Raw genomic sequence first — 23,133 nt, 5'->3', positions numbered from 1 at the left:
CTGGTTCGTGTCCCAATCCGCTATTCCTTCAAACAGCGCTTGATGTGGCGTCATGCCGCGCTGATTAGCCAATTCCGCGGATCACTTTTATCTTCGCGTCAAGGCTCAGCGTGAGTACCATGATTTGCGCCGGTTCAGGTCCATTTTCCGCCGTATCGCAGCCGAACCATCACTGGTTGATGGGAGTGCTGCGCGAGCTCAAAGGCGAACAGGTCGGCAAGTGGTAGAAGCACTGATGTTACGTTACATCATCACTACGCGGTTGGCAAAGATACGGTGGTCCATCGGCTGGTCACTCTATCATGAACTCGATCTACCGATGGACAAAGTCGGATCCATCATTAAATCGACCGATGCGGACCCTTGGCATTATGGTTCCATTCAAGACCGACGCAGACGAGGCGAAGTCATTTCGACAATGGATTGGATCGTTAAGCATGTCCCAAAGGACGAACTGATATTCGAGGTCGGGTGCGGATGCGGTGCAAACCTCATCTGGCTTGCACAGCACGGCTATCGCCATCTGACCGGCACCGACAGAAGCTCTTCGGCCATATCGGCCGCCACGCAGCTCGCTGAGCTAGCACGGCAGTCGATCACGTTTCGGGTTGCCGACGGCTTTATCCCTTCCGGGAACAACATCAGCGTCCTAATGGCCCTCAACTCCATCTACTATGCGCCAATCGACATGTCCAAATATCTCACATCATGTCGCGACAGATTGGCCAGTAATGGACATGTCATTTTCGACATGATCGACCGAGCATTCGACCAAATGCCCAAGAACCGATACCTCACGGACGATTGGCGACTACCGGAAAACCAGAGAAGACCAACACAATACGTAGTCCGCATATCGCCCAAAGAACTGTCAGAACAAGCGACCAAGGCCGGGTTCAAAACGATGATCAACAACCTATCCGGCGCAAAACGTCCGCCACGCTACCTCGCCGTCCTGAGAATGGACTAGCCCTCTCACGGTGCCCCGATGTGCGACCAACGACAGGCAAAGCGACCTATTTTCCGAAATCTTGATCCGGCAGCTTCTGTCGTCCGACCACAGTCAATGCTCCAGTTTTCGGGCATCGAATCCCAGAGAAGTCCCATGTATTCGAAGCATGCGACCAAAACACAATTCAGCTGCCGAAGGTCGCAGGCGTCAGATCGAGGGACAATGTAGGTCACCCAGCGACGTTAAGTATCTTCACCCAAAATCCAATCGCCCCTGCTACCGATGCGCCGATGCCGCACAACGTCTCATTGTGTTGGGATCGAGCCGACGTCACTTGTATTCGATCAATTGACTTGCTGTTCCTCGCCAGCGACGCCAATAAAATTGCAGCATGCCCTGCATGTGCGCAAACTTGCTAATTCCCATAAAGACCGCATACAGCCACGAGTTCGAAGAGTTAGCTCCTCGGCGGATCGCGATCCGACAGACTTGAAGGGGGTAAATTATGGCGCCGCAAAGCGCAAGCGGATGAAGGATAGTACCTAAGCCGATGATAGCAGGAGCAAGTCCACCCCAGAAGACAGTACTAGCTGTGTCGCGCGCTCCCCAAATCCGGGAGGAATCTCTATGGATTCGCCAGACTTCGGCGTGGGCGTGCCCACCCCTGACGGAACGCAGCCACCATTGGCCGAAGCGGCTTATCGCAGCATCATGTTGAGCCATCTCCTCATCGAGGCGCCAGATCTTCCAACCAATCTCTTGCAATCGTGCGCACAGTTCCGGCTCTTCGCCGGCGATAAGACGCGGGCGGAATCCCCCCACTTCCTCGAAGGCTTGGACCCGCAATAGTGCAATTCCACCACAGGACATAGCTTCGCCAACGGGCGTCTCCCACTCTAGATCAAGGAGTTGATTGTAGACAGATGCGGCCGGATAGCGTTCTCGCAATCGGCCGCAAACGGCCGCCACGTCGCTTCGTTTTTCCATAAACGCGAGCGCCCTGCCGATCCAACCTCCCGCCAGGATGCAATCGCCATCGATGAACTGAACAAAGCGAATATCCGGCTTGACTGCCTTAAGGGCGGCGAAGCCGTCATTCCTTGCGCGCGCCGCGGTGAAGGGCTGAGTCAAGTCCAGCTTCACTACAAGAGCTCCCATTTTCTCAGCGGCCGCGATACTACCGTCGGTAGAACCCGAATCAACATAGACAATGTTATTCGTTGCAGACTTCACCGACGCAAGACAATCAATCAGGCGCTGCCCTTCGTTGCGCCCGATTGCGATGACGCCAATTTCATACGCGGACATTGAAGCTCAGAGCGGTTCAAAACTGATTGAGCCAAAGTATAGCACGCCAGGCGCAATTCGCGTGCTCGAAAGAGTACCTCGCAAGGAGTAGTGAATCAGCTGCATCACGTGAGGTACTGTTAGCTTACAGCTGCCGACCTGCCCAAGTCTGATCTTGATTACCGCGTGGAAATGCGATCGCTGATTGATACCATGGCAAATCCTGAAATGAGGATATCTCCGGAAAAGAAACACGGTCGCCTCCTTTGGTCGATAGTGCGGAGATTGCGCATCTCGCCACGTTTTATGTGTGGCCTGCTGATGCTCCTCATTGATGGTCTAAATCCGATGACGATGACGTTTGCGATCGCCGCTGACGGCAAAGCAATCTCACCCCATCAACCGAACGAGCTACCAGCCAAGATCACACGCATGCTTTTTCCTGCTAATGGTTCCACCGTCCATATTGGTGATAGCGTCTACGTAGTGCAAAACGCCAATCAAAGCTGGAGCCTGCAGGAATCTGATACTGATACGCTTCGGTTCGAATTACGTTCGGGAGATCATTGGAGTTCCCCCGGATATAGCGATCCGACTTCAGCCGAGCGAAGCGAAACCGGGGGCGATACCCTCTATCCGGCTGGAACTCATATAAATGTCTCCTACGACTTCATGATCGAACCGGGAGCTACCAATACTGCAAAATGGATAGTCCTCGGTCAGATGCACGAAGAAAGTGCCGGCTACTCTCCTCCGTTTGCGGTCGAGTTGGTGAACGGCGACCACATGGCGATCGACATCGGGACCGGCAAAGAGGTGTACCTCTACACCGACCCGAACCCAATTCAGCGTGGCCGCTACTATTCGATGAACATCCAGGTCAAATTCGACAACAACGGCAATGGATTTCTCAGGGTCTGGCGCGACGGCGTTCAGATCGTCGACTATCACGGTTCAATTGGGACCGGCGCTGCAACCTATTGGAAGCAAGGAATCTATCGCTCGGCAGCCCCGGAAACTATGACGGTGCATTTCCGACGCTTGAAAATAACTGCAGTGGCTTGGTGACAAGTATCGACATCTCGCCGGTGGATGGCGGCGAAAGCGTTGAATGAGGATCGATCGCGGGATCGTTCCGCATAACGAGGCAATAACAGCTGAAGCACAGCGACGGCGGCACCGCGGTTTGTCTGTACGGCGGCTCCGGACCAGGCGGAGGCAAGTTAGCGGTACGCGTTCGCCGTCGATCCCACGAACGGCGCGGTCTACAACGAGCTCGGCCTTGGCCGTCGCAAGAAAGCGACATATCCTGAACCCACGTGTAGCGGCGACGATCGCTTTCGTTCAGGTGCAAGGCGGCAGGTCCGCGAGTGTTTCCACGGCCGGATGCGCGATGAACTACTCGACGAGACCCCGTTCTTGGATCTGGATGATGCCCGCGCCAAGATCGCCAGTTGGTTCGCCGAAAGATCCGGCGGCCTCACTCGTCGCTGAAATACCTGCCCCCCGCGGCGCCCGCCTCACCGCAAGGGACGATCGTTGATCTTGCAGTTGATAAGCGGACACAGCCTGACGGCACCGTACGTACGCGCTGCGAGATCAATTTAGGCAGCATCGTGATCAGCGATGACGCTGCAACTTCCGTCCTTTCGGAAGAACAGGCTACTGCCCGCGACTTCCTTCCACCAACCCTGGCCATTCCGAGATCGACGCATGCTCACCACGCCGAAACGCCACGCGCTCATATCACCATGGAATGGCTGGTCGGAGAGCAGATCTTGATATTGCGGAACAGGCCAAGTGTGATCCAAGACGTCCCACTCCGTGAGATTGCCTCCAAGCCAGGCATCAAAGTGATCCTTGATCTTCGTTCCTGGAGGATTCGGAAACAGAGAATTGATGTGGGCTGTTCCGTCCGGGTCCAGCCTTGTGGGGAGAGCCTCGACTACCCTCCGCAGAAGCTCAGTACCATCTATTCCACCGCTCCAAAAATTGTCGCTCGCCTTGGCGGCAGTGTCCGGTGCGTAAGGAACATTAGATACCAGCAGATCACATGTCCCCTCGATCGAATCGAAGAGATCGCTCATAACAAAATCGATGTTACTCTTTTCGTTTAGCGCTGCGTTGAAGTTGGAAAATGCGATGGCGCGCGGGCTGACGTCTGCGCCCACAACTCTGGCACAGTGGTCGCTTGCCAGAATAGCATGCACGCCGGAGCCCGTTCCTAGATCGATGGCGCGCCTGCGGGAGATCCTCTTGACAAAGCCGCCGAGCAGATAGCTCTCTCCCCACAGCCACATGACTTGATTGATTGCGGTATTCTTCTCTGCGTGATCCGTGACCAAATATTTCCCATAGCATGGAAACAAACAGAAGCTCGATTGCAACAAGTCGCCCTTTCTTTCAACCAATCTCATTTCGAGAGCCGCATCAACAAAGAACGGCGAGATCTGCTTCGCAATGATGTCCGCGCTCACCTTTTGGCCATCGATGAAGAGCGTAATGAGATTATCGATTGGATCTTCCTTCCGAGGAGTCCAAGATATTCGCATTTTTTGCCAGAAATTCACCCCGAGGCGAGGGAATACCTCAAGACGTTCGGCACAGCTTGCAAGGTTATAGCCGCAATTCCGGAGTTCCTGAATGAAACGGCTCATACGCTCACTCCGGTCAGGGATTATCGGCAACGGCACTTCCTTACAAATTGTAGCCAGGAGCGCTGTTGTCCCATCCTCTCGCTCGATGGGCAGGAGAACGGCCGGACCGCTCTTCAGCGTCTCCGCCTGCCGCAAGCAGGCGAGCACCTCTTCCTTTCGATCGGCCAGTGTCGCGCGCAACTCTGCGTCAAGCGCGCCAGCGGGTGCGCTGCATTTAAGGTGGGCCCCTTCGACCCATAGTTTGACGTTCCGGTCCCGGAGTATCGATAGAAGCCTAGCCGTTTCCATTACAGATCGCCCCCTTCTGGAGCATGTTGAGAAATTGCGATAGTCGGCTCCATCTAATGTCGCACGAAAGTAATCTGATACTAAATCGAGCAAGAAGTTGCCCGTGCGTTCATGATTGGCTGCGATGACCCCCCGGCTTGAGATCGACGAAGAAATCCGGATTGCCTCGCACGATGTCTCCCGATCAGAGCTCAAGATAGATCATAGTAGTTGCGTCGGCAACGTGGGTCAAAGGCCGGCAACCGGTGCTAAACCGCCGCAAATGGTGAGAAGCGGATGGAGGTAATCCGAAAGGGTTCGCATCCCGGGGCGAGTTTTACGGTAGGACACGTGCGTATTGCCCAGGCGCTACGCATTGTCCCGAGGGTGCTTGCCGCGTCAGGAGATCATTGATTGGGGTCAGCATGGCCGGTCTGTCGGATCTGCCGGTAGTTATCGTCGGTGCCGGGCCCTTCGGCCTCTCCGCCGCCGCGCATTTGCGGTCCGCAGGCGTGCCGTTTCGAATATTTGGTACGCCCATGCATCGGTGGCTCGCGCAAATGCCGATGGGCATGTTTCTGAAGTCTGAAGCCGCCGCCTCAAATCTTGCCGATCCCGCTGGGCGCTATACCGTACAAAAGTTCTGCGCGGAGGCAGGGGCTGCCTTGCGGAACTGCTCCAATTCCGCTCGACACGTTCACCGCATATGCACTGTCATTTCAACAGCGTCTGGTCCCCATGGTTGAAGATGTCATGGTTACAGCGCTCGACGGAAGCCCGGACGGGTTTGAACTTAGGCTTCCGAATGGGGAACGCATCAGGGTCCGCAGTGTCGTGATCGCAACGGGCTTGTCTCACGCCGACCATATTCCACAGAAACTGGCGCAGTTAACCCGGGAGTTGCGATCACACAGCAGTGCGCATCACGACCTCAGTCTGTTGAAGGGCCGCGACGTCGTCGTCGTCGGCGCCGGACAGTCGGCGCTCGAGACTGCGGCTCTGCTGAACGAGACCGAGGCAAGGGCGTACCTGTTCGTACGTGGGTCGTCGATCGCTTGGGAGGCTCCTTCACGTGAGCAGCGACGAGTTTGGGACCGTACGCGCCGGCCAGCTTCGCCACTGGGAACCGGGCTCAAAACCTGGTTCTGCTCAAATGCTCCGATGATCTTTTACCACCTATCTCAACGAACGCGCCTCGATATGGTGCAGGGTGGCGCGGGGCGTGGCCCGGTACTGCGCCCGTCCGGCGCGTGGTGGCTTCGGCAGCGAGTGGTCGGCCGCATGCCGATCTTGTTGGGCCAATCCCTGCAAGGGGTGACGGCGAGAGGTGGGAAGGCGGTTCTCCACGTCACCGGACCGGATGGGAGGTCACGTGATCTCGTCAGTGACCACATCATTGCCGCGGCAGGCTATCGATTTGCCGTACGTTCGCTGCCGTTCCTCAGCGAACCGTTGCTGCGGGATCTGCCCTGCGTTGAACAGGTGCCCGTCTTATCTTCCAGTTTCGAGTCCTCAATCCCAGGCCTCTATTTTACCGGGCTAGCAAGCGCCTATAAATTCGGGCCGGTGATGCGCTTCGTATACGGATCTCAATACACGGCCGAGCGCATCTCGCGGCAGATTGGCAGAAAGCAAGTACCCTCCCCCTCACGTTTGATGGCACTAGCCTCTGAGCGCAACCCGAGTTTCTCATGAAGCGGTGCCAATCATGACAACGCCTGCCCCCGTATTCATCCTGAGACCGGGGCGCTCCGCTATTCGCTGCTACTTTTCGTGCGGCTGTGATGGAACTAGCGAATGCCGTGCACACTGAGCCAGAGGCAAAAATGAGGCAACTCGTAAGAGACGGCATCTTGTACGGCATCAATTGCACAGGACTCATGCCGGTATTCCGGCGACTGTTCGCCGGACGAGCGGTCATTGTGATGTTCCATGAAATACAGCGGGATTTCCGACGTGAACTGATGACGGGCACGTCGGTTGATCTCTTCAAGTATTCGCTCGAGTGGCTCCAACGGCATGAATGGAAAATCGTGAGCCTTGACGAATGTTTGGAGGCGCTGTCCCGAAACAAACCGAATGCGCCAAGGTACGCCGTGATAACGTTTGATGACGGATATAGAGACCTCCGTTCTGCGGCGCTTCCGCTCCTCGAGCAGAACAACGCGCCATTTTTGGTCTACGTACCGACGGCCGCTCTAACTCGCAATATGAAATCATGGTGGATCGGGTTGCGCGAAGTATTTCGCCGAGAGAATCAGGTCACAATCGATCCGATGGATGCCAAGTTTGCTTGCTCGGACTTTCGCAGCAAGAGAGCAGGATTGAACGCGGCAATCCAGTGGGTTCACAAGGACTATCGCCGTGCCGCATTGCTCGAACATACCTTCCATAGGTACGGGATTTCGCTGCCGGCATTGAATGATGCGTATTTTCTGAACGAGCGAGAGCTGCAAGCCCTGTCTCGCCATCCCCTGGCGTCAATTGGGGCGCATACTACATCGCACGCGGCACTCTCAACACTCGACCCGTCCTTCGCACGGGCCGAACTGGAAGACAATCGCAAGTACCTAGAGACTCTGCTCGAATTTCCGGTTCGGCATCTGGCCTATCCCTATGGCGGCGCCGGCGCATGCGGGCCCCGCGAATATCGCCTTGCCGAGCAAGCCGGCTTTTCAACGGCGGTGACAACACGGAAAGGACACTTGGGCGACGTCAATCTTAATCCTTTCGCCTTGCCTCGCATCGGTGTGGGCTGCCACTTAGAGGCACGAATGTCGTTTGAAGCCAACGTGAGCGGCGTCCACGCGGCCGCACAGGCCCTCCTGTTCCAGCGAGGGGCCGCAGTCTTGTAACAGTGTAGCAGTGCGTGTTTGGGGAAATTGCAAGCAGCGATGATCAATTCCTTCGATTTCAGCACCTGCGGTCTCAATACTCATTTGGACAAGGAGTCCTGGGGCTGTTGCCTGCAACGTGTTGACCTTGAAGCGCTCGAATTGTTGGACGAGCTCGCTCGCACAGACCAGAAAAGAGTTCAGACATGCGCATTATGTTCGTGCTGAACGTTCCGCCACCGGGCGGCGCGGAAAACCATACGTTTCAGCTGGCGAATACTCTAGCGTCGAAAGGTGATCTGTGCACAATCGTGAGTCTTACCGCCTTGCCGGGGACCGCGCTCGGATCAAACGTGTCATCCATCGAATTTTGCGATGGCAACAAGCTCTACAGTATAGGCACGATAAGGAAGATGTCGCGGCTAATTCGCGCACAGCGTCCGGATATTGTTGTAACGGTGAACCAGCGGCCGCTACTGTTCGGTGTTGTCTCGCTTCGATTGGCATCATCAAAGGCCAAACTCGTATCGGTGTTCCATTCGTCATATCTCTTCAGTATCAAAGATCATGTACTGAATACAGTCTATAAGCCGCTTTTCGCTCGGGCGGACGCTCTGATCTACGTCTCGCAGAATCAACGGAGACTTTGGGAACAGCGCGGCTACCGCTCCGATCATGCGACGGTTATTCATAACGGCATTGACCTGTCGCGGTTTTCGCCTCGCTCAGCGGAGCAATGGAGAGATCGGATCCGAACCGCTATGGGGTTCGGCCCCCTCGACTACGTCATCGGCATGTGCGCGAGATTTCGTCCGGAGAAGAATCATCGCCAGCTGATTGACGCCATACGGATCCTGCGCAGCCGCGGATTTCCAGCGAAGGCCCTTCTTGTGGGAGAAGGTGCCACACAGTGTGACGTTGAGGAATACGCAAGGTCATGTGGACTGCTGGAGCATGTTGCCTTCGCCGGGCTGCAGGAAGATGTGCGGCCATATGTCAGCGCTATAGACGTTGGTGTCCTTTGCAGTCTCGGTGAGACGCTGCCTCTGGCGCCTTTGGAGATGATGGCAATCGGCATCCCTGTCGTGATCAGCAACGTTGGGGGGGCTGCCGAGATTGTGCGTCACGGCGAGACAGGATTCTTGTTTCCGGTCGAAGATACTGACGGGCTCGTGTGTTTTCTTGAGAAATTGTTCGATCCGGCCAAGCGGGAGGCGTTTGGAGCAGCAGCCTCGAGGTTTGTTAGAGCGAACTTCGCGGCCGAACGCATGGTCGAGGGCTACAAGGATCTTTTCAAGGCGCTCGTGTGCCACCAGTGATCATACCGCTATCCTTCGATTGGCTTCGGGAGCGAAATGTGTCGCCAGAGCTGCGTCGGCTGATGAAAACGATTTTATCTTTGATAGTGTGTGTGTCGGGAACCGTCAGATGATAGCCCGACATGCTCGATCGGGAACCGCTGCATCGGCGCGGGGCTATCGCGTCGCCTCTATTTAGGTGCGGCAGCACCTCGCTGGTCGGCTTAGTGACCGTCTTAGGCTGAACAGCTTTTCATAAGCACCTAGAAGGTTCGCCTCCTCGTGGTCCCAAGCGAGTTCGCTGTAGACTCTTTTCCGGCCGAATTCGCCCATATGATCACGCCGCACCGGATCATCCAGAAGCTCCAGTATCTTGTCGCCGAACTCCGCCGTATCCGAATTCTGTACATATAGAGATGCCGCGCCAGCCGAAACGCGCCCTTCGCTGAGGTCAAATTGGACGATGGGTTTGCCCAAGGCCATGTACTCCATGATCTTGTTCATCGTTGATTTATCGTTCATCGGGTTGGGGCGGTCCGGATCCACGCACACATCTGCCGTCGAGAGTATTGTGAACAGCGTGGCATCATCGACACGGCCAGTGAACGTGACGAATTCGTCCAGTTGAAACGTCGTTGCAAGTTTCTTGACTTCCTCCAGTTCCGGGCCGCTTCCGACAACGACGAACTGGACATCGTCGCGGTGTCGTTTCGTTACGATGTGCTTGACCGCTTCTAGCAACAGATCGATACCCTCCGGCTTCGCAATAACACCCACATATGCGGCGAGGAATTTCCGTCCCTTCTTCAAGGCCGGGTCTGGTGGAAGAGAGCGGACGCGCGAAAGGTTGGGACCAGAGCGGACAACGAACACGCGATCTGGCTGCATTCTTCCTCGTTCGATGGCGATGGCACAGAATGATCGGTTTGGCGCTATCGATATGTCAGACAGTGCGAATGTAAGGCGCTCAAGCAGAACCAACGCCTGCCAGAGAAAACCACGTCGTCCGAATTTTGCCTCGTAGAACTCCGGGTTGATGTCGTGCTGATCGTAGATAAAAGACTTTCCAAATAGAAACTTGTGAAATGCTCCAACTAAGAAAATGAGATCTGGCGGATTGCAGGCGTGGACGACATCGAAACCGCGGGTTGCGAGAACTCTTAGACTCAGCACGAACTCCCAAAACAGTGCCGCGCCGTACTCGGCGACATAGCTTAACACGCCATGCCCTTCGCCCGGCAACCAGTGGCGATAGACGGCGATACCCTCAATCATCTCAAAAGAGGCCGTTGCGCCCGGTCCCTTCGGACAGATTACAGACACTTCATAGCCATGCCGGGACAAAGTGGTTGCCTCCGACCACACTCGGCGATCAAACGGCACTGGAAGATTTTCGACGACGATAAGCACCCGGCGGCCAACCGGACCATTGTTGCCCGATTTGGAAGCCGCGGGCAATTCTGCAGAAGTGGCATCCGAGCCGGCCAATTCGCAGAGCTCGCCCTCGACGCCAACCGGTATGGATGGTTTCGCTACACCGGCTTGATCAAGGTGGTCTGCGCCACAATCGTCACGAAAGCGTGTTAACATCGATCACCCGTGCGGAGCGCAACGACATTTTCTTCGCCCACCCTCTGGTATCGATGACAAGATCGAACAGCTCCGTCTCGGCGACCGACTTTGGGATCAGCAGCTTGCGGAGTGCGGGCAAATTTGAGAACGCATAGCCAAGGTTCTGGCCCAACAATTTTGAAGGTTCGACGTGGGGATCGTAGATCGAAAGGTCGATGTGGGACTGAAGGAATTTGCGAGCCAGGTCGATATTGGGACTCTCGCGAAGATCGTCGCTGTCCTCCTTGAAGGCGAGCCCCAACATAAGAACGTGCCCGCCCGCCGGGACTGCTTTCACGCAGTTCTCAAACAGGAAATTCTTATGCGCATCGTTCGATCTCAGAAGCGCATCAACAACGTGAGTGTGCGCTCCTACGTCGCTTGCGATGTATTGGAGCGCGCGAACATCCTTTGGCAGGCATGAGCCACCGAATGCGCCGCCTGGCCTCAAGTAGTAGGGCGAGATGTTCAGCTTCGTGTCGGAGATGAATATCTTGTGAACGGTGGCTGCGCTGATACCGAGCTTGTCGCAAACGCGACCAACCTCGTTAGCGAACGCAATCTTTAGCGCGTGAAACGTGTTATCGACGAATTTCGTCATCTCTGCCGCACGATAGGTCGTGTAGAAGACAGGCGCCTCGATTCTTGCATTCAATTCGTCAAGAGCCGTGCACCGCTTCCCATCCTTCGTCCCGATCACGATCTTAGGTGGATGGAAGAAGTCTTCGATCGCTACGGATTCGCGCATAAATTCGGGGTTGTAGACAAGCTCGACCAGATCCATCCTGTCTGTCAGTGCGTCCTCGAAGATCGGGAGCACCAGTTCTTCGATCGTGCCGGGCCGCACCGTGGAGCGAAATACAATTGTCAACGTCGTGGTTCGAGCGGGACCGACTAGCTCAGCGATCTGATGGGATACCTCGGCGATGAAGCTCATATTGTGAGATCCGTCCGGCGAACTCGGCGTTCCCACGCAGACTATGGCAATGGCGCAACTGTCGAGATGCCGGCTCGCATCCTTGGTCGCGCTCAGCAAGCCTTTCCTGACGGCACGTCCGACAAGCTCATCGAGACGGGGCTCCGTAATCGGCGACTTACCAGCATTGACGATCGCGACTTTTTCATCGCTGACGTCAACACCAACGACTTCGTGGCCATCCCTGGTGAGACAGGCGGCCGCCGTCATGCCAACGTAACCAAGTCCGAACACAGCAACTTTCATGCAGCGAGAATAGCATGGAGGCCTGCCGAGCAAGTGTAGGCAAAAGGCTTGCGACCGGGCTGAGTGGCTACCCAATTAGGGCTACCCAAGATGATGAACCACTTCTCGCTCACTGTCATGTGAGCGCCGAGCCCGACCGCATCCATCTCACTAGGCGGTCGGCCTCGCGCGCCGTCTTCAGTCGCCACGCTCCATGTCGATCATTCCGGATAGAGTTCGTCAAAATGCGCCCAAAAACTGCTCGGGCCTTGAGATCCGAAAGCACACCTGCCTGCGCGTCCTACGCCGGATGGGTACCCTGCGGCTGAGGCCCATACGGATCTTCGAGGAATTGCGCTGGTCCGTGCCCTGCAATCTCCTGCGCAAGCGGGTAGCCTCGGAAGCGGACGGACATAAGCAAGTCGCTTCAAGTGAGAGCAGACCATCGGGTTGCGGGAGCAGCAAGCCGGGACGAAGAGCCCACAAACATGGGATCAGCAGCGCGGCTGTCTGCAAATGGAAAGCCAAGTGTGGCGAGTTGGAGGAGTCCGATGCCAAGCGACTGAAGGCGCTTGATGACGAGAACGCGAAGCTGAAGAAGTTGCTGGCGGAGGCGATGCGCGACAGCGCCATGCTCAAGGACGTCGCGTTAAGAAAATGGTGACGGCCCGCTGCTAGACGTGAGGCCGTCGTTCATCTTCAGATCGCCTTTGAGGTCAGCGTCGGCGCGGCTATGGCGGCGGCTACGATGTGCTGTTGCTGCAGGTGCTGAGGCGAGCAACGGCGGCGGCCTACGTCCTGCTGAGCTTGAGCCTGGGGAAACCTTTTGTTTAAATTGGGGCCACTCGGCTAGACGAGGACGCCAATATTCCGGCCCGCGTCGCGCTCCTGCGCGACTTCGGTCGTGTTCACAGACTGCTTTAAGTACGAGTAAGTCGCAACCAAACTAAAGAAGTTCAGGGCGCCAACACATCGGTTATCGATAATAGGAAGGACCTCGAAAAACGCGTACACCAGGGACAAAATGGGAGTTAACAGGAGTAGCATGAAACAGTTGCGCCGCACCCGCTCCTCACGCTTCGCTTGAGCCGTCCCCATGAAAATAACACTGAGAATCGCATATAAATAGAGGGAAAGGCCGATGATCCCGGTATCGAGCAATATACTTAGATATCCATTATGAGCATGTGTGGCGATTTGTCCGAAGTATTCGCTTAGGCGAGGACTTGCGAAGGCAGATGATCCCGCATAGTAGCCGTGTCCAAGCAACGGACTATCAGCTATCATCGCAAGTACAACCGGCCACATTGCCGTACGACCGGTGAGAGTAGCATCTCTGCCAACCAAAGCATACGTATTGACTTCCGTGGCCACTAGTGCTCCGGCCAAAGCGGCTATCACAATGAGCACGAAGAGCCAGCTAAAAGCCGTAGGCCAGCGCCAGGTGAGGAAGATCAGAAGATATATCATCAGCACAATGACCAGCGAAACGAGTGCTCCTGCCGAGCCAGCGAATATTAGGCATGTAAGCGAGGCGATAACTACGATGGAACGAAATCCCAGAACTGATGAGCCGAGATAGCCAAAACACAGATACGCGATCGCCGAAATGGACGCCATCGCGCCCAGCTCGTTCTTATGACCGAATGCGCCCCGCCACAGGCCAGCATGCACGCTCTGAACCACATCGTTTGTCTGATGGGTCCCGTAGCCGGGAGCAAAAATGGCCATAGCAACGCTTGAGAGAGTGATGAACGCAATTATGTTCAGAAAAGCGCGACAAAGTATCTCCAGTCTCAACACTTCACAAAGCGCGACAATCGCTATGACGTACTCTGACAATCGAAGTGCAGAAATGAGCGATACATAGGGATCCTCAGACCAGGCGATCGACAAAAACGAAAGCGCGCAATAAAGCAACAGCGCTGGGGAAAGATGACGAAGGAAGTTCGATTTACCACATAACGCCGCAATGACGACACATAGCATCGGAACAACGTACCGAATATAATATACTGTCTTGTTCTCAGTTTGAAGAGCCAGAGGAATGGACGGATCGGTTTCGGAAATGATGCTATTGAAGGGATAGATGAACACCAAAATGAGGCAGTACAGCAATCCTAGTGCCAATCGCGGGTAGATTGGTGCTTGCGACGCCTGCTCAACCGACTCTCCGATGATGTAATACATTTCGCGAATTCATCCTTCAGCCGTGATCGACGCGCAGCCCCAGCGATGGTTCCGCAAAACGAGCAAACGCAGCAAAGACCTACTGGGCGGCGTATCGCCATATTTCTGCGAGGCGAGAAAGGTAACCATTCATTTCGTACCGAGCTGCGTGATCGCGTCGAGCCGATGCGCCGAGGCGCTGCCGCAGAGCAGGATCGTTAACCAATTCAGCCAATGCATCAGCCAGCGCGCGCACGTCGCCAGCCGGAACAAGAAGCCCGTTGACATTCTGCACAACGACATCCGGCACCACGCCAACCGGCGTTGCCACGACAGGAATCCCGCGAGCGAAGGCCTCGAGGATGGTCATTGGCAGATTGTCAATGAAGGACGGCTGCACGACAATGTCCGTCCGGCGCAGAAGGTCGGCAGTCGCCTCAGGAGCGAGCCATCCGGGTACCGACACGCGATCCGCAATTTGCAACCGGCGCACCAGCGCACGCGTACCATGTACATCTCCGTGACCCGCGAGCGTTGCGCTCCATTCGGCTCGATCGGGCAACAAGGCGAGCGCCTCAATTAGCTGCGGAGTGCCTTTCATTTCTCCCAATTTTCCAAAGAAAGAGATCCGCACCCGTCCATCTTTCGCTTTTTCAGGCTCTGTTTGAACGGACTCGGTCGCATTCGGAAGGATCACCACTTTACCCTCCATGCCCGGGAGACGGCGGCTTATGAATTCACTCCAGTATTGCCCAAGTACAATGATTGCAGCGCTATTTCGCAGGAAGCCCGCAATGACCCGCCTCAGTTGTGGCCCGGCTGATTGCCAGAACCGGTCGAACGCTCCCGAATGAAGTTGAACCACATACGGAACGCCTAGTTGGCGCGCGACCGCGGCAAGCATTGCCTTGCGATAGAAGCTCCCCCTTGAGGCGGCATTGATGTGGACCACATTCACCCGGCCGAGCCAAGAGGCCAGGCACAACCGTGCCATAGCCCATGAAAGTACCATGGGAGAGTATAGAAGGCTGCCTTTGCCTCTAGTGGTCAAACGTGTAATCTGGACGTTGAGATCATTGCGTCGAGCAAACCCTGAGGTGATTGCGTCCGCAAGGCGATCAATGCCTCCATGGCCGCGCTCGCCAAATGGCGTGGCAACAAACACGTGGATGGGTCTTGGAACGGCGGCTGCCACGGGTTCAGCCGAACGCGAACAGCGGGCCGCGGACTGAAGTGCACTATGTGCTTCAGAGCATTGCGTCACGTTCGTTGACGTCGTAGTCGCCCGCAGGGGCGGCATATGAGTCATTTACGAGAACCTTGTTCTTGAGAAAAGCGCCCCTGATAGGAATCGAGAGCTTCCCCGTACCGTTTGAGTGCATACATGTTAGCTTTGTTGAGGATCACGCCGATCAGGTTGCCATAGACGTCATCGGCTACGTCGAGATTCTTTTTGACTACCTCGACGTTTGTGCGGCCCCACTCGATAACGAGAACAAACGAGTCCATCAAATGGGCAGCGGTGCGGACGTCCACGAACGGTGCTATCGGTGAGAGGTCGACTATCACGTATTCGTAGGTCTCCCGCAGGGTTCTGAATAGGCTTGTCATCTCCTCACAAGCGAGCACCTCGCTCGGATAAGCCAGCCGAGAGCCGTTGGTGGCTGGAAGAAACTGCAAGCCTGTAGCGGGATCGATCCACGTAACGTCATCCAGCTTGGCTCGTCCAGACGTAACGTCGAGGACGCCTAATGTGGCATCCGGAGCCAGCACAGATGACAGCGACGGATTGCGCAGATCGCAATCAAGCAGAATGACCCGGCTTCCGCCCTGCGCCATGAGTTGCGCCAAAGACGCGGCAACAGTCGACTTTCCCTCGTGCGGCAGGACCGATGTAATGGCAACGACCTGGGTTCGCTTTCCGCCACGATGCATCAAGTCGATCGCGAGCTTGATGGACCGGAACGACTCACTGAAGTGAGAGCACGGGTTCTCGGCAATGTTCCGAACGAGGCTGTCGGAGCATTCAATCGTCCTTGATCCTGGGAGAACTGAATTCAGACTGTGCGGACCATTCACTGGGCTGCCCCCCATAGCAGCCGGGACGATTCCGATGCAGTCTATGTGAAGCTCGGCCTGCACCCTATCGCGCGTACGAAACGTCAGGTCGGAAACGTCGCGCAAATAGGCGACGCCAAGTCCGAGAAAAATTCCGCCGGTCAGCGAAACTGCGAGTATGAGGAAGCGCTTGGGTGAGCTGGGCCGCAAGGGAGGCGAGGCTGTCTTCACGAGGCGCCCCTGGGAAGCGGGAAAGGATTGCTGCTCGACCGACTCCAAGTAGCGTTGAAGAAAAGTGTCGTAAAGTCGCCTATACGCTTGCGCAGAGATTTCCAGGTCACGGAGCTCCAACTGAGCTTGATTCGTCGAGAGCGGCGCTGCCTTTCGGTCTGACACTGCTTTCTGAGCGTCTGATGCCTTGCCGCGCAGTACATCTACGCGCCCTTCGAGCCATTCGGTTGCAACGCGCGCTGACTCATAATTTGCTTCGATTTGATCAGCGGTGTATGCCCGCGCAACTGCGTTGGCGATCTCGGCCGAGCGTTCGGCATCGGGCGACTCAAACTGAATGCTAATGGCGTAGGTTAGACCGACACGCTTGACCGTAAGCTTGCGTTCAAATCGTTCAAGGGCGCGCCGCGTCAGCGAAAATTCTGTATCCTCTGAGCGGAAAACAAGCCCGAGCAATCTGAAGGCCGTTCCGATAAAGCCACGACCATAGCCGACAAATTCAGGATCCTTCAATAGCTCGAGATTCTGGATGACTGAAATGGCAATTTTCTCAGATTTCAGGATTTCGACCTGGTTATCGATAAATGACGCCGCGGATCCAACGGATCCAAGGTCTGCCGGGCTTGATTGTGTGGCCCCCTCACTTCGCTTGAGCTCAACAAGAAGGACCGCCTCAGCAGTAAACTTGGGGGTTGCAACAGCGAGATACAACAGTGCAACGGCCGCGGTCAGGAGCGGAAAGACAAGCAGAATTGACCTTTGACGACGGACGAATGCTTTCCATGCTGCTACCAACTCGGCCGGAGAAAGGACGCTCCCTTGATCGATTTTTGAATCTTTGAAACGACTGTCTTTTCCAACGTGCAGCATATCCGGCCTTTGACAACTAGTTGCAAGTGGTACCCGCCGCACGTCGTGCCTTATCGGCGCTGACGGAGTATTTGTCTCCCCCCAATTTCTCAATAGGCGTTCATGTAGACTTTCCTTGAGAGAAACGTGAGGACGAGGATTCGCAGATCGAAAAGAGGTGACCAATTGTCGATGTAGTAGAGATCATGCTCCACACGGCGCTGCATCTTGTCGAGGGTATCGGTGTCACCACGGTACCCATTGACCTGAGCCCAGCCAGTAATGCCAGGCTTTACGTTGTGACGACGGTAGTATGACGAAATCAGTTCAGCGAAGGTCTCGTTTTGCGCAGTTGGATGTGGACGGGGCCCGACCATCGACATGTCGCCGACCAGGACATTTAACAACTGCGGAAGCTCATCAATGTTTGTATGGCGCAAGAAGCGTCCGAGACGGGTCACACGCGAATCGTCTCGGGTGACTGGCCTGAAATTGTGGCCCTCCTCCATCACGGTCATCGATCGGAATTTGAGCACCCGAATGGGCTCGTTGTTGTAACCGTGCCGCGTTTGGCGAAACAGCACCGGCCCGCGGGAGTCGAGCTTGATTGCGATCGGAACAATGACGAAAATCGGACTGGCCAGAATGAGAGCAACGACTGCAGCGACGACGTCGAATGCACGTTTGATTGCTCGGTTGAATGGGGTGAGAGGGGACTGGAAGATGCGCATCGTCACCATGTTGCCGAATACCGTGATCCGCGACACGGCCATCAGATCGATGGATCCAACAGGGACGACGTGAACGTCTACTGGCAGGTCTGATAGGGCGCTGGCGAGCGCGAGAACAGACGGAACATCCGGTTCCGAGGTCAAGATGACAATGTCATCAGCTCGGAGGGGGCGGCACTCCGTAACCAGTTGGCGGGCATCCGATAGCGCTTGTGCTGCCTCGAGAGTTGCCGGGGCCGAGCCGTCTGCGCGAACCACCGGAAAGTCGAAGGAGCGGATGGTGCGAATTCCGGTGATCGTTGCTCGATCGGAAAAATACCGGCAGTGATCCGGATTTCCTATGAGAATGACTCGCCTGGCCTCGATCAGCCCGGACGCAATGGCAGGCTGTAGCAATGAAAACCATATTGTCCGTGTCAAGAGGACCGCAAGCATGACACTCAATGCTTGGGCGACGACAGTAGCGCGCGAGTAGTCGGCGGAGATTTTTAGAATGAATATCGTCGAGATGAAGAAGGAGAATACGAGCAAGACGCCGCTGGCCCCGCTGCACAGGAACATGTGGCGGGGCTGCGTCTGGATCCGCGAGTAGTGCCGGAGTCCAACCGATACGAGCACCTGCAATGTGGAAATCAGAAGGCATTCCGGGACGTACTGGCCGGGGTCGGGTGGCTGTAGCAGGACTAACCTATAGTAGACTGTGGCTGCGAAGTAGGCAGCTACCGCTACAAACAGGAATTCGCTGCTTGCTACTAATACCAATAGGACAGCCAACCTGCCCCTACCAGCGCCTGCTAGGACTGCCCTGATGCCATTGACCGAATCTACCGGGGCAGAGCCCGGAAAATTAGTGAAGGACGTATAACTCATTGCACTCTACACCCGGCCGCTCCGTCTTCCTGGCCAAATCGAGTAGCATTCGGATCACTCGGTGGAAATTGGCAACAAATTGGTACTGAGGAGTAACTACAATGGTCGGTTGAGCGCCGGCCATCCGGAGTTAGATTGTCGGCAAGCAATTTCGATGAAACGGGCGAAGGGTCCTGAGAGCAACCCAGCGTAAGGGAGAAACCGAGCGTTGCTTTTATTGCGGGTCGCCCGTTTCGACGGTTGTGCCGGTGCGACACGCCGCGTCCGCTGATAAGTTTGGATGTGAAGGATTTGACCGGATGACCACTTGGGTACAGCGAGCTGTCAGCAAGCCGAACTCCACGCTGCACAATCTAGTCAAAGTGTGTAGCAGCAATCTCGGTCGTTGCATCCAATGGAGCGTGGTGGCCATTGGCCTGACAATTTCCGTTCCTCAAGCTAAGGCTGAATATCAAATAAACGCCGGCGACGTGCTGGAGATCACTGTCGCGGGCGTTCCGGAGCTGCGGCATCGCGCTACTGTCCAAGTGGACGGAAACGTTTCATTGCCATTGGTCGGAACGCTTCCAGTAGCCGGCCAGCCCTTACCGGCGATCCGAGCCAAAATCGGAGCTGCACTGGCGAGCAAGGTGTTTCGCCAGAGGACTTCGGACGGCCGGGAGGTCGTCATCATGATAAATGGAGATGAGGTCACAACGACCGTTGCGGAATACAGGCCGGTTTACGTTAACGGGGACGTGTCAAAGCCGGGCGAGTATCCTTATCGGCCATCCATTACCGCACGCCAACTTGTCGCATTGGCAGGCGGCTACGACATCATGCATATCAGAATGAATAACCCGTATCTCGAGTCAGCAGACTTGAGAAGCGAGTATGGATCGCTGTGGACCGATTTCGCCAAGGAGCAGGCGCGCATTTGGCGCATCAAGAGCGAGCTCGGAGAGGCGACACAAATCAACCCAGGCGCTCCGGCGGACGTGCCCATAGCTCGATCGGCGATTTCGGAGATCGTAAATGCAGAAGCCGAATATTTGAAGACGAAGCAGAGCGACTATCAGCAGGAAAAGGCGTACCTTCAGCGCGCTGTTCGACAAGGAGACGACGAGGTTCGCGTGTTATCGGAGCAGCAGAAGAAAGATGACGAGGCACTTTCTGCGGACGTCGAAGATCTGCAAAAAACTAACGATCTCTACGGTAAAGGTTCCTTAATCAGCCCTCGCGTTACTGAAGCGCGTCGTGCGGTGCTGCTGTCATCAACCAGGAAGCTGCAAACCTCTGCGCAACTGCTGCAGGTCAAGAAGCAGCAGGACGAATTCGTCAGAAGACTGGCAAAGCTCGACGACCAGCGCAGGCTCGACTTGCTCCGTGAGCTGCAAGACACCAGCGTGCGCCTCAACCAAATTCGCGAAAGGCTGCAGAGCGTCGGCGAGAAGCTTCAGTACACTTCGATGGTTCGCTCACAACTTGTACGAGGAACCAGCAGCACGCCAAACATCGCTATCTTTAGAAAAGGCGAGAAGGGACAGGAACAGATTGTCGCAAGCGAAGATACCGAGTTGCAGCCGGGTGACGCCGTCGAGGTCACCCTGCGATACCAGGACGGGCCTGACGCCCCTCCCCGAAGGCGAACCAGTTCCCAACTCTCCCATCAGTGATGGGCCACACCGATACGAACGGCGGCGATTCGCTGCGCGAAATGGCCTCGGAACGGCAAAGCGCTACGTCTGGGAGGTGAGCGGCGAAGCTGCTGACATAGTGCAGCTTCGGCTTATTATTTTTGTTTGGAACGGAGAGTAACATGCGACGTAATTATGATAGTTGCAAACGCGTTTTGGTCACCGGAGGAGCCGGCTTCCTGGGCTCCCATTTAGTCGATCGACTGCTGTCTGACGGCCATGAGGTTGTCTGCGTGGACAATCTCTTCACCGGAACCAAGCACAATATTGAGCATTTGCACGCACACCCGCGCTTTGAATTCTTGCGCCACGACATAACCTTTCCTCTGCACGTCGAAGTCGATGAGATCTACAACTTGGCCTGCCCTGCGTCGCCGGTCCAATACCAGCACGATCCAGTGCAGACCACAAAAACATCGGTGCATGGCGCGATAAATATGCTGGGCCTCGCCAAGCGGCTGAAATGTCGAATTCTGCAGGCTTCGACAAGCGAGGTTTATGGCGATCCGGCGGTTCATCCTCAAACTGAGCATTATTGGGGCCATGTGAATCCCATTGGTCCTAGGTCTTGCTATGATGAGGGAAAGCGATGCGCCGAGACCCTGTTCTTCGATTATCACCGACAGTGCGGCGTTGAGATCAAGGTTGCTCGCATCTTCAACACATACGGCCCGCGCATGCATCGGGCTGACGGTCGAGTGGTTTCCAATTTCATCATTCAGGCACTCAGCGGCGAGCCGATCACGCTCTACGGTGAGGGTGATCAGACTCGTTCGTTCTGCTATGTGGATGACTTGATTGATGGTCTCGTGCGCCTGATGGAGAGTCGCGCTTCGTTGACCGGACCGGTCAATATTGGAAATGATGGAGAATTCAGCATTCGAGAGCTCGCGGAACTGGTGCTCGCTGAAACCGGCTCCTCGTCAGAGCTCGTCAATTTACCCCTGCCCCGGGACGATCCAAAGCAACGTCGACCCGATATTTCCCTCGCCAAGAGCGAATTGGGCTGGCAACCGACCATAAGTCTGCAGGACGGACTGAAGCCGACCGTTGCATTTTTCCGCGGCGACCAGGGGCACCGATCGCAGAGGGAGGAGGAGCCGCATCCCATCGCCGCCGAATAGCCGCGGCCATGCTTCCTTTGAGCTTTGACTATTTCGTATCTAACCTCCCCGGAAGGGAGGCCTAATTGCCGAGGCCGCGTGCTGGGCCCATGGCCGGCGCAAGCTGTTCGATTTTCGCGCGCCTGACGAAGGCTGCAATAGGCTATTGGGATCGTTCTTAAGTGAGTACCCCCAAGAAGCCTGGTCCGGCGCGCGCCCGGGTCCTCTAGCATGCCGCGGCCTTGGCCAATGCTTGTTTAGGGCTGAACATTCGAGGTCCGAACAGGTAGGACGATCCTTGCGCAATGGAGTGGAGGCATGTCAGCCAGTACAGGTATTCTGAACACCGACGGAATGGTTAGCTTTTTGAAGTATCGCCACCTCAGCCGGCACTTGAGAATGCGCCAGCGTCCTCTCTCACCCTCTGGCAAGGACCGCCTCGTAGCTGCTTTGCAACAGCACTGCTTTCGTGATCCCCCTGATTATCTGAACACGGAAGCGGGCAAGAGGGATCTCGACAACCATGTGAGCGGCCGTACTGATAAAAATCGAAGAACCATAGTTCCTTGGCTTGATACATTATTTTGTTTGAAGGGTGCCAAGATCATTGAGATCGGATGCGGTGATTGCTGCTCAACTGTCGCTCTCGCCGAGCAAGGGGCCGAAGTGTTTGGCTATGATCTTGACACGCATAGTATGATGGTCGGCAGAGAGCGGCTGTCGGTCTACGATCTTGAGGCCGAGCTGATAAATGCGGAAGCGAGCGAAATTTCTGCATCCCAAATAGCGGAAGCTAACGCTGTGATATACTTTGCAACAGCGGAACATATGACCCTTGACGAAAAGCTCTCTTCATTCGCCTTAGTTTGGAGTTCCCTCCGTAGTGGCGCTTATTTGATCGTAGTCGAAACTCCAAATCGCCTTTGGTGGTTCGATACACATACCGCTTTGCTGCCCTTTTATCTCTGGCTGCCAGATGACTTGGCGATCCACTATTCACGATTCAGTCCGCGTTTTCCTTTCAAGGAGCAATTGAGGCCACCTGTAACGGCACAGGCGCTCCAAAAATTGACCAGAATAGGCCGCTCCGCCAGTTATCACGAATTTGAGCTGTCGATCGGCCCTTTGTCTGGGCTTCGGGTCAGCAGCTTAAATCGCTGGAGACGTGGCAATCCGTTCTACTTTGCAAAATGGTTCGCCTTCGATCGCTCGTACGAAAGATGGCTGCGACGCCATGGTCCGCCCATCAATAGTGCATTTTATGAACCATACCTTGAACTTGCGATCCGCAAGCCATAGTCGACATAGCCAACTACCCTGCAGACGCGCCCCAACAAGG

At 55.6% G+C, this 23,133-nt stretch carries 17 protein-coding genes and 3 pseudogenes; 11 read left to right on the top strand and 9 right to left on the bottom strand.

What is annotated here, in order from left to right; all coding sequences use genetic code 11:
- Positions 1–235: 235 nt before the first annotated feature.
- A complete protein-coding gene (locus RX331_RS09205) occupies positions 236–970 on the top strand; it encodes a class I SAM-dependent methyltransferase (RefSeq protein WP_317256260.1) in 735 nt (244 codons plus the stop codon).
- Between the two features lie 312 nt (positions 971–1,282).
- On the opposite strand, the gene RX331_RS09200 is transcribed toward RX331_RS09205, so the two are convergent.
- Entirely contained in the window at positions 1,283–2,260 is a 978-nt protein-coding gene (locus RX331_RS09200; protein ID WP_317256259.1) for a glycosyltransferase family 2 protein, read from the bottom strand.
- Positions 2,261–2,431: 171 nt separating this feature from the next.
- Here RX331_RS09200 and RX331_RS09195 point away from each other — a divergent pair, with 171 nt between their 5' ends.
- On the top strand, positions 2,432–3,307 hold the full coding sequence (locus RX331_RS09195) for a heparin lyase I family protein (RefSeq protein WP_317258073.1): 876 nt from the start codon (positions 2,432–2,434) through the stop codon (positions 3,305–3,307).
- A 300-nt stretch (positions 3,308–3,607) separates the two neighbouring features.
- Positions 3,608–3,777: pseudogene (locus tag RX331_RS09190) on the top strand (integrase core domain-containing protein); the annotation flags it as partial.
- A gap of 66 nt (positions 3,778–3,843) precedes the next feature.
- On the opposite strand, the gene RX331_RS09185 reads toward RX331_RS09190, so the two are convergent.
- Positions 3,844–4,896, bottom strand: coding sequence for a class I SAM-dependent methyltransferase (locus tag RX331_RS09185; protein WP_317256258.1), 1,053 nt, complete (start codon positions 4,894–4,896; stop codon positions 3,844–3,846).
- A gap of 138 nt (positions 4,897–5,034) precedes the next feature.
- Positions 5,035–5,184 (bottom strand): annotated as a pseudogene (locus tag RX331_RS38730) (thioesterase); the annotation flags it as partial.
- Between the two features lie 404 nt (positions 5,185–5,588).
- Between RX331_RS38730 and RX331_RS38725 the strand changes: the two are divergent.
- The 4 genes from RX331_RS38725 (at position 5,589) to RX331_RS09170 (ending at position 9,316) form a co-directional block, all read left to right on the top strand.
- Complete coding sequence (locus RX331_RS38725; RefSeq protein WP_410708153.1) at positions 5,589–5,909, top strand: FAD-dependent monooxygenase; 321 nt, start codon at positions 5,589–5,591, stop codon at positions 5,907–5,909.
- A gap of 7 nt (positions 5,910–5,916) precedes the next feature.
- Entirely contained in the window at positions 5,917–6,858 is a 942-nt protein-coding gene (locus RX331_RS09180) for an NAD(P)-binding domain-containing protein (protein WP_317256257.1), read from the top strand.
- A 158-nt stretch (positions 6,859–7,016) separates the two neighbouring features.
- The gene (locus tag RX331_RS09175; RefSeq protein WP_317256256.1) at positions 7,017–8,018 is read left to right on the top strand and encodes a polysaccharide deacetylase family protein; all 1,002 of its coding nucleotides are present in this window, start codon (positions 7,017–7,019) and stop codon (positions 8,016–8,018) included.
- A gap of 185 nt (positions 8,019–8,203) precedes the next feature.
- Positions 8,204–9,316, top strand: coding sequence for a glycosyltransferase (locus tag RX331_RS09170; protein WP_317256255.1), 1,113 nt, complete (start codon positions 8,204–8,206; stop codon positions 9,314–9,316).
- 174 nt (positions 9,317–9,490) lie between these two features.
- Here RX331_RS09170 and RX331_RS09165 read toward each other — a convergent pair whose 3' ends face one another.
- Together RX331_RS09165 and RX331_RS09160 are read right to left on the bottom strand one after the other, a co-directional pair.
- Complete coding sequence (locus tag RX331_RS09165; protein ID WP_317256254.1) at positions 9,491–10,885, bottom strand: glycosyltransferase family 4 protein; 1,395 nt, start codon at positions 10,883–10,885, stop codon at positions 9,491–9,493.
- The gene (locus tag RX331_RS09160; protein WP_317256253.1) at positions 10,866–12,092 is read right to left on the bottom strand and encodes a nucleotide sugar dehydrogenase; all 1,227 of its coding nucleotides are present in this window, start codon (positions 12,090–12,092) and stop codon (positions 10,866–10,868) included. Before RX331_RS09160 ends, RX331_RS09165 begins: the two co-directional genes overlap by 20 nt.
- 459 nt (positions 12,093–12,551) lie before the next feature.
- On the opposite strand from RX331_RS09160, the pseudogene RX331_RS09155 reads away from it, so the two are divergent.
- Positions 12,552–12,768, top strand: a pseudogene (locus RX331_RS09155) (transposase); the annotation flags it as partial.
- Positions 12,769–12,956: 188 nt separating this feature from the next.
- On the opposite strand, the gene RX331_RS09150 reads toward RX331_RS09155, so the two are convergent.
- The 4 genes from RX331_RS09150 to RX331_RS09135 all read right to left on the bottom strand — a co-directional run bounded on the left by RX331_RS09150 (position 12,957) and on the right by RX331_RS09135 (position 19,015).
- Positions 12,957–14,297, bottom strand: coding sequence for an O-antigen ligase family protein (locus tag RX331_RS09150; protein WP_317256252.1), 1,341 nt, complete (start codon positions 14,295–14,297; stop codon positions 12,957–12,959).
- Between the two features lie 79 nt (positions 14,298–14,376).
- A complete protein-coding gene (locus RX331_RS09145; RefSeq protein ID WP_317256251.1) occupies positions 14,377–15,471 on the bottom strand; it encodes a glycosyltransferase family 4 protein in 1,095 nt (364 codons plus the stop codon).
- A gap of 110 nt (positions 15,472–15,581) precedes the next feature.
- Positions 15,582–17,435 (bottom strand): polysaccharide biosynthesis tyrosine autokinase, encoded by a 1,854-nt coding sequence (locus RX331_RS09140; protein WP_317256250.1) that lies wholly within the window; start codon positions 17,433–17,435, stop codon positions 15,582–15,584.
- Between the two features lie 89 nt (positions 17,436–17,524).
- Positions 17,525–19,015 (bottom strand): undecaprenyl-phosphate glucose phosphotransferase, encoded by a 1,491-nt coding sequence (locus RX331_RS09135; protein WP_317256249.1) that lies wholly within the window; start codon positions 19,013–19,015, stop codon positions 17,525–17,527.
- A 299-nt stretch (positions 19,016–19,314) separates the two neighbouring features.
- On the opposite strand from RX331_RS09135, the gene RX331_RS09130 reads away from it, so the two are divergent.
- The 3 genes from RX331_RS09130 (at position 19,315) to RX331_RS09120 (ending at position 23,093) form a co-directional block, all read left to right on the top strand.
- Positions 19,315–20,670, top strand: a complete 1,356-nt coding sequence (locus RX331_RS09130; RefSeq protein ID WP_317256248.1) for a polysaccharide biosynthesis/export family protein — start codon at positions 19,315–19,317, stop codon at positions 20,668–20,670.
- A 143-nt stretch (positions 20,671–20,813) separates the two neighbouring features.
- Positions 20,814–21,815 (top strand): UDP-glucuronic acid decarboxylase family protein, encoded by a 1,002-nt coding sequence (locus RX331_RS09125; protein WP_317256247.1) that lies wholly within the window; start codon positions 20,814–20,816, stop codon positions 21,813–21,815.
- 297 nt (positions 21,816–22,112) lie between these two features.
- The gene (locus RX331_RS09120) at positions 22,113–23,093 is read left to right on the top strand and encodes a class I SAM-dependent methyltransferase (RefSeq protein WP_317256246.1); all 981 of its coding nucleotides are present in this window, start codon (positions 22,113–22,115) and stop codon (positions 23,091–23,093) included.
- Positions 23,094–23,133 lie beyond the last annotated feature (40 nt).

Origin of the sequence: Bradyrhizobium sp. BWA-3-5, from assembly GCF_032917985.1 — a bacterium.
Lineage (GTDB): Bacteria > Pseudomonadota > Alphaproteobacteria > Rhizobiales > Xanthobacteraceae > Bradyrhizobium.
This window is presented reverse-complemented; position numbering and strand designations above follow the sequence as displayed.